At 63.2% G+C, this 5798-nt stretch carries 6 protein-coding genes; 4 read left to right on the plus strand and 2 right to left on the minus strand.

Annotated elements, in window-relative coordinates; all coding sequences use genetic code 11:
- Positions 1-701 (minus strand): prolipoprotein diacylglyceryl transferase family protein (locus tag AB1346_06770; protein MEW6720133.1); only part of this gene is annotated, 701 nt, incomplete at its 3' end.
- Between the two features lie 153 nt (positions 702-854).
- On the opposite strand from AB1346_06770, the gene ade reads away from it, so the two are divergent.
- Both ade and hpt read left to right on the plus strand, forming a co-directional pair.
- The gene (ade, locus tag AB1346_06775) at positions 855-2537 is read left to right on the plus strand and encodes an adenine deaminase (protein ID MEW6720134.1); all 1683 of its coding nucleotides are present in this window, start codon (positions 855-857) and stop codon (positions 2535-2537) included.
- Positions 2538-2539: 2 nt separating this feature from the next.
- Complete coding sequence (hpt, locus tag AB1346_06780) at positions 2540-3055, plus strand: hypoxanthine phosphoribosyltransferase (protein ID MEW6720135.1); 516 nt, start codon at positions 2540-2542, stop codon at positions 3053-3055.
- A gap of 154 nt (positions 3056-3209) precedes the next feature.
- Here the strand turns inward: hpt and AB1346_06785 are convergent, their stop codons facing one another.
- Positions 3210-3674, minus strand: coding sequence for a hydrogenase maturation protease (locus AB1346_06785; GenBank protein ID MEW6720136.1), 465 nt, complete (start codon positions 3672-3674; stop codon positions 3210-3212).
- Between the two features lie 205 nt (positions 3675-3879).
- Here AB1346_06785 and AB1346_06790 point away from each other — a divergent pair, with 205 nt between their 5' ends.
- The gene (locus AB1346_06790) at positions 3880-4941 is read left to right on the plus strand and encodes a hydrogenase small subunit (protein MEW6720137.1); all 1062 of its coding nucleotides are present in this window, start codon (positions 3880-3882) and stop codon (positions 4939-4941) included.
- An 11-nt stretch (positions 4942-4952) separates the two neighbouring features.
- On the plus strand, positions 4953-5798 hold an 846-nt coding region (locus tag AB1346_06795), incomplete at its 3' end, for a nickel-dependent hydrogenase large subunit (protein MEW6720138.1).

Raw genomic sequence — 5798 nt, forward strand, 5'->3', positions numbered from 1 at the left:
AGCAGGAGGAAAGCGGTCGGAAAAAATCCGGGTCGTCTTACCGTTCGGTCAAGCGCGAGAAACACCGGTACGACGATCAGCAATGTGTAGAGGAATTCATACAAGCCCAGGTCATGGAAACCCATTCGAGACATGGCGTCGTCGTCCGGCAGCTCCTCGATGCGGCCGGAGGCGCCGTAATGATAGGCGATGAAACGGCGGGCAGTTCGGGTGGCAAGGCTGACACCCAAGGGAAAGGCCGTGATCGTGCCCGGATGATCGTGGGCAAGCGCGCACCCGAGCCGCCCGATCGCCCAGGCGAACGGGAAGGCGTAAACGATGCAGTCCAGGTATCTCAAACGGTCGTTTCCACCCGGCTCCGCCCCTTTCCGACGGAAAAAGAACCAGAAACCGCACAAGCCGCCGACGATCCCTCCGAAGGAGCTCATGTCCTCCCAGAATCGCAGGAGGATCGTCGGATCCTGACGGACTTTCTCCGGGAAATAGGCGAAGACGGAGAACAGATGGGCGGCGATGAAACCGGCGAAGATCACGTATGCAAGGAGGCGGTTGCATGCGCTTGGATCGAGACCCGCTTTCAGGCAGCGGTAGACGGATACAATCCACCCGACGGCCACCGAAATGGCGATCAGAACGCCGAAGGCATGGATTGTGATCGAACCGGAGAGGTGGACGGCAGGCTGGATGAAGAATGGGACCATCGGTGAGATTAGAACACCCGATGCGCCGGAAGGACAAGGACTGAAGGTGGCATATCGGGCCCGATCCTGTTCTAAGATAAAAATACAATGAAGCATTCATCCACCCTGTCTCGCCTTGCCGCCATAGCTCGCGGCGATGAGCCGGCGGAGCTGGTGTTGAAGAACGTCCGCCTGGTGGATGTTCTGAGCGGTAAGATCGAAACGACCGATATCGCCGTCGCCGGAGGCCTGATCGCGGGAATCGGTGACGGTTATGGGGGAAGGGAGTCCGTCGATCTCGAAGGGCATTACGTATGCCCCGGCCTGATCGACGCCCACGTCCACGTGGAAAGCGCGCTGGTGCGTCCACGGGAGTTCGCCCGCGCCGTCGTCTCCCGTGGAGTGACGACGGCCGTTACGAACCCTCACGAGATCGCCAACGTCCTCGGCATCGAAGGGGTCCGTTTCATGTTGGCGGACGCGGAAGAAGCCGTCATGGATCTCCTGGCGACGGTCCCTTCCAGCGTTCCCGCCTCTCCGTTGGCGACGTCCGGCGCCGCAGTTTCGCTGTCCGAGATGCGTTCGCTGCTTTCGGACCCGCACGTAGTCGGCCTCGGAGAGGTCATGGATTATTACGGCGTCGTCGCAGGCGACGCGAAGCTGCTCGAACAGATCGAGGCTTTCCGCGGGTACCCCATCGACGGCCACTGCCCTGGTTTGGGCGGCAAGGCATTGAACGCCTACATTGCCGCCGGGATCTCCTCCGACCATGAATGCACGAATGCGGCGGAAGCCGGGGAGAAGATACGCCGGGGGATGCGGGTCTTCATCCGGGAGGGGAGCGTCGCCCGGAACCTGCGGGCGCTGCTGCCGGTCGTCACTCCCGACAACGAACGCCGGCTCTGCTTCTGCACCGACGACTGCCAGGCCCGGGACCTGCTCGCGAAAGGGTCGATCGATCACCTGGTGCGGCTCGCCATCGCCGGCGGCGTCCCTCCGATGACCGCCATCCGGATGGCCACGCTGAATGCAGCGGAACACTTCCGGCTCCACGACCGCGGCGCCGTCGCGCCGGGGCGGCGGGCCGACCTGATTGTATTCCGGGACCTTGCCTCGCCTGTCGCCGAGATGGTTTACCGGAGCGGCGTTCTTGTCGCGCGGGACGGGGAAACAGTTTCGCCGGTGGATACGGTGGCGCCCGGGATTCCCCCGGAAGTCCGGGACACCGTCTCCGTGGACTGGCTGCGGGTGGACTTCCGCATACCCGCCGAGGGGCGGCGCGTCCGCGTCATCGGGATCGTGGCGGGCGAGCTGATCACCGAATCGCTGGATATGGAGGCGCGGACCGCGGACGGGCATGCCGTCGCGGACCCGGGAAGGGACCTGCTGAAGATAGCGGTGATCGAGCGCCATCGCTCCTCGGGCAGGATGGGACTGGGCTTCGTGAAGGGGATCGGGCTGAAGGAAGGGGCGATCGCGGGAACGGTGGCTCACGACCACCATAACCTGATCGTGATCGGGGCCGACGACCGGTCCATGGAGACCGCGGCGAAAGCGGTGGCGTATGCGCGAGGGGGGCAGGCGGTAGCCATCGGGGAGCGCGTGACGGCGCTGCTTCCTCTTCCGATCGCCGGCCTGATGTCGGACGAGCCGGTCGGGCGGGTGAGCGACCGGATGAATTCCCTGCTGGCGGCCGCGGGGGAGCTCGGCTCGCCGTTGGCCGACCCATTCATGGCGATGAGCTTCCTGGGGCTGGAGGTCATCCCTCACCTCAAGTTGACCGACCTGGGGCTGGTGGACGTGAATGAGAAGAAGATCGTTCCGCTGTTCCTGTCCGGTAGGGGGGCCGGCCCGTGACGATGGAGACAGGCGTCCTGTTCACCGAGGAGGCGATCCGGAAGCGCGTGGGGGAGCTCGCGGAGCGGATCTCGACGGATTACTCCCATGTCGAGGAACTGGTCATGGTGGGGGTGTTGCGCGGCTGCTACATCTTCCTTGCCGATCTGTCCCGGCGCCTGACCGTCCCGCGAAGCATCGATTTCATCTCCGTGGCCGCGTACGGAAAGACGAAGACAGCGGGCCCCGTGCGGCTCATCATGGACCTCCGCACGGACGTCCGGGGGAAGCACGTGCTGATCGTGGAGGATATCGTCGATACGGGGCAGACGCTGGATTACCTGGTGTCCCTCGTACGGGCGAGGGAACCGGCGTCGTTAAAGACCTGTGTACTGCTGCGCAATTCCGCCCGGATGGAGAAGAAGGTGCCGATCGATTACCTGGGATTCGACATCCCGGATGTCTGGGTGGTCGGCTACGGGCTGGACTACCAGGACCGGGACAGGGCGCTGCCCTACATAAAGGCCGTATCCGGATAAAAAAACGGGTGGGACCCGGGCTTTCGAAGCGTTTTTTTGGGTTTTCGGTATTCCCGAACCCCCGTCTTCTACTCGCCGCTCTGGGCCTCACCCTACTAATATAGATTCCGGATCGGCGCCAGAGGTTCCAAGGAAACGAGAGAATATTGGCGGGTCACTCCAGGGGCAAATCCGCGAACGCCGCAACCTCTCCCCGCACTTTTTCGAGGATCTCCGCGAATCGGGCAGAAAGGGCGTCCGACAGCTCGAGGCGGTACGTCCCGATATCGGCTGGGACGACGCCCAGAATGAGCATCCTCGGCAATGTTTCCCGCAGCCGCATCACGGCAAGGGTATCCGCGAGGTTGAAATCATGGAGGGACCAGGAAGGGGCGCGGGGACCGGCGAGTTCGTCGGGTGTCAACCGCAACACCGTTCCCGGGGGGAGGGGGGCGCTCACCGCGTCCACGAGAACGACGCGCTCCTCCCCCTCGATCAGGTTCAGCAGGGCGGCGCCGGCGACGCCGCCGTCCAGGTATTCCACGCCCGGGGGAACGCCTCTCCGGGAGAGCTCCCGGACGACGTGTACGCCGATCCCTTCATCGCAAAGAAGGATGTTCCCGACCCCGATGACGCGCATTATCTCCTCCGGATCATGAGATGTCCGATTATTACAGGAGATACGGTTTCATAATTAGCTCAGCCAAATTAAAATATTCATATAAGTAAGTATACTATTATGTATAACAATATGATATCAAAGCATTAATTATCTGTTGACAGAAATATAACCTTATTTTAAATTTAACCTTACCACCAAAAAGTCGACTTTGCGGGAGGCGCAGATGCTCACGAGGCGGGGGGAAGGTTTCAGCCGGCGCGAATTCGTTCAGCTCGCGGGGGGGACCCTCGCGATGCTGGGGATGTCCGGCACACTGACTCCAAAACTGGCCCGCGCCCTGGAGAAGGCCGCGGCCGGCAGGCCCAAGGTCGTATGGCTGCACTTCGCCAGCGATACGGGATGCACGGAGTCGCTCATAAAAACGGACAACCCGTCCACGGCGAACCTTGTGCTCGACATCTTGAGCATCGACTATCACGAGTCGATCATGGCCGCCGCGGGGAAGCAGGCGGACGAGCTGCTCGCCAGGGCGGTCGAGGGGAAGGATTACATCTGCGTGGTCGAAGGCGGAATCCCCACCGTGCCGGGCCACGGGATGATCGGCGGACGGGAGATGCTGGACATCGCGAAGGAGGTGTGCGGCAACGCGAAGGCGGTGATCGCCATCGGCTCCTGCGCGGTGGACGGCGGCGTCCCGGCGGCGGCGCCCAACCCGAGCCGGATCCTGGGGGTCGACCAGGCGTTGAACATGAAGGGGAAGGTCGTCAACATTCCGTGCTGCCCGGTGAACCCGGAGTGGTTCATCGGAACGGTAGTGCACGTCCTCACGATCGGCACTCTTCCGGAGCTCGACGGCAAGGGGCGCCCGAAGATGTTCTTCGGACGGAAGATCCACGACAACTGCCCGCGGCGGACCCACTTCGACGGCGGGCGGTTCGTCGAGCAGTTCGGCTCGAAGGAGGAGGCCGCGGGGTACTGCCTCTACAAGGTGGGGTGCAAGGGCCCCGAGACGTGGTCGGAGTGCCCCAAGACGCGGTGGAACTCCAAGGAGTCGTGGTGCATCGAGATCGGCTCGCCGTGCATCGGGTGCGCGGAAAACTCCTGGACGGATCAGTTCTCCCCCTTCTACTCCAAGCTCGCCGACGTGGCGCTGCCGTACGGCGACCTGACGGCGGACAAGATCGGCATCGGCCTGGCGGCCGCAACCGGCGCGGCGATCGTGGGACACGCCGTGCTGAAGGCGACGCGCGGAAAGAAAGACGAAGAAACGAAGAAGAAGGAATAGAGGGAGACCCCATGGCAAAGCGAGTCGTGATCGATCCGATCCCCCGAATCGAGGGGCACCTCCGCATCGAGGTGGAGGTGGAGAACGGCAAGGTGAAGGACGCCTGGAGCTCCGGGACGCTGTTCCGCGGCTTCGAGATCATCCTGCAGGGCAGGGACCCCCGGGACGCCTGGTTCATCACCCAGCGGATATGCGGCGTCTGCCCCGTGTCCCACGGACACACGAGCACCCTGGCGCTGGAGAAGTCGTTCAACGTGACTCCCCCCGACAACGCCCGGATCATCCGGAACCTGATCGAGGGCGGCCAGTTCGTGCACTCCCACATTCTCTGGTTCTACCACTTGAACGCCCTGGACTACGTCGACGTCGTCTCCGCTCTCCAGGCGAAGCCGAAGGAGAAGTACCTCCAGGACGTGCAGGGGAAAATCAGGCGGTTCGTGGAGAGCGGACAGCTCGGTCCCTTCGCCAACGGCTATTGGGGGCACCCGGAGTACCGGCTCCCGCCGGATCTCAACCTGCTCGCGGTGGCGCACTACCTCGAGGCGCTGGAGATGCAGAAGGAGGCGTCGACGGTGGTGGCCCAGCTCGGCGGGAAGATGCCGATGCACATGAGCACGCCTCCCGGCGGGACGACCTTCGTCCCCACCGTGGAGGTGATGGACAACGTCATCTGGCGGCTCAAGAGGATCCAGCACTGGGTCGATACGGTCTTCCTCCCCGACGTGATGGCGATCGCGCCGTACTACATCAAGTACGCCGGCATCGGGAAGGGCGTGGGGAACTACCTGTCGTGGGGCGTATTCGAGGACGCTTCCTTCGACCCGAAGAAGCGGCCCCCGCCGCGCGGCGCGATCTTC

It is taken from the genome of Thermodesulfobacteriota bacterium, assembly GCA_040758155.1.
Lineage (GTDB): Bacteria > Desulfobacterota > Deferrimicrobia > Deferrimicrobiales > Deferrimicrobiaceae > UBA2219.

Coding starts and splice junctions, on each gene's coding strand:
- AB1346_06790 (MEW6720137.1), top strand. CDS start 3,880: ATGCTCACGAGGCGGGGGGAAGGTTTCAGCCGGCGCGAATTCGTTCAG.
- hpt (MEW6720135.1), top strand. CDS start 2,540: ATGGAGACAGGCGTCCTGTTCACCGAGGAGGCGATCCGGAAGCGCGTG.
- AB1346_06785 (MEW6720136.1), bottom strand. CDS start 3,674: ATGCGCGTCATCGGGGTCGGGAACATCCTTCTTTGCGATGAAGGGATC.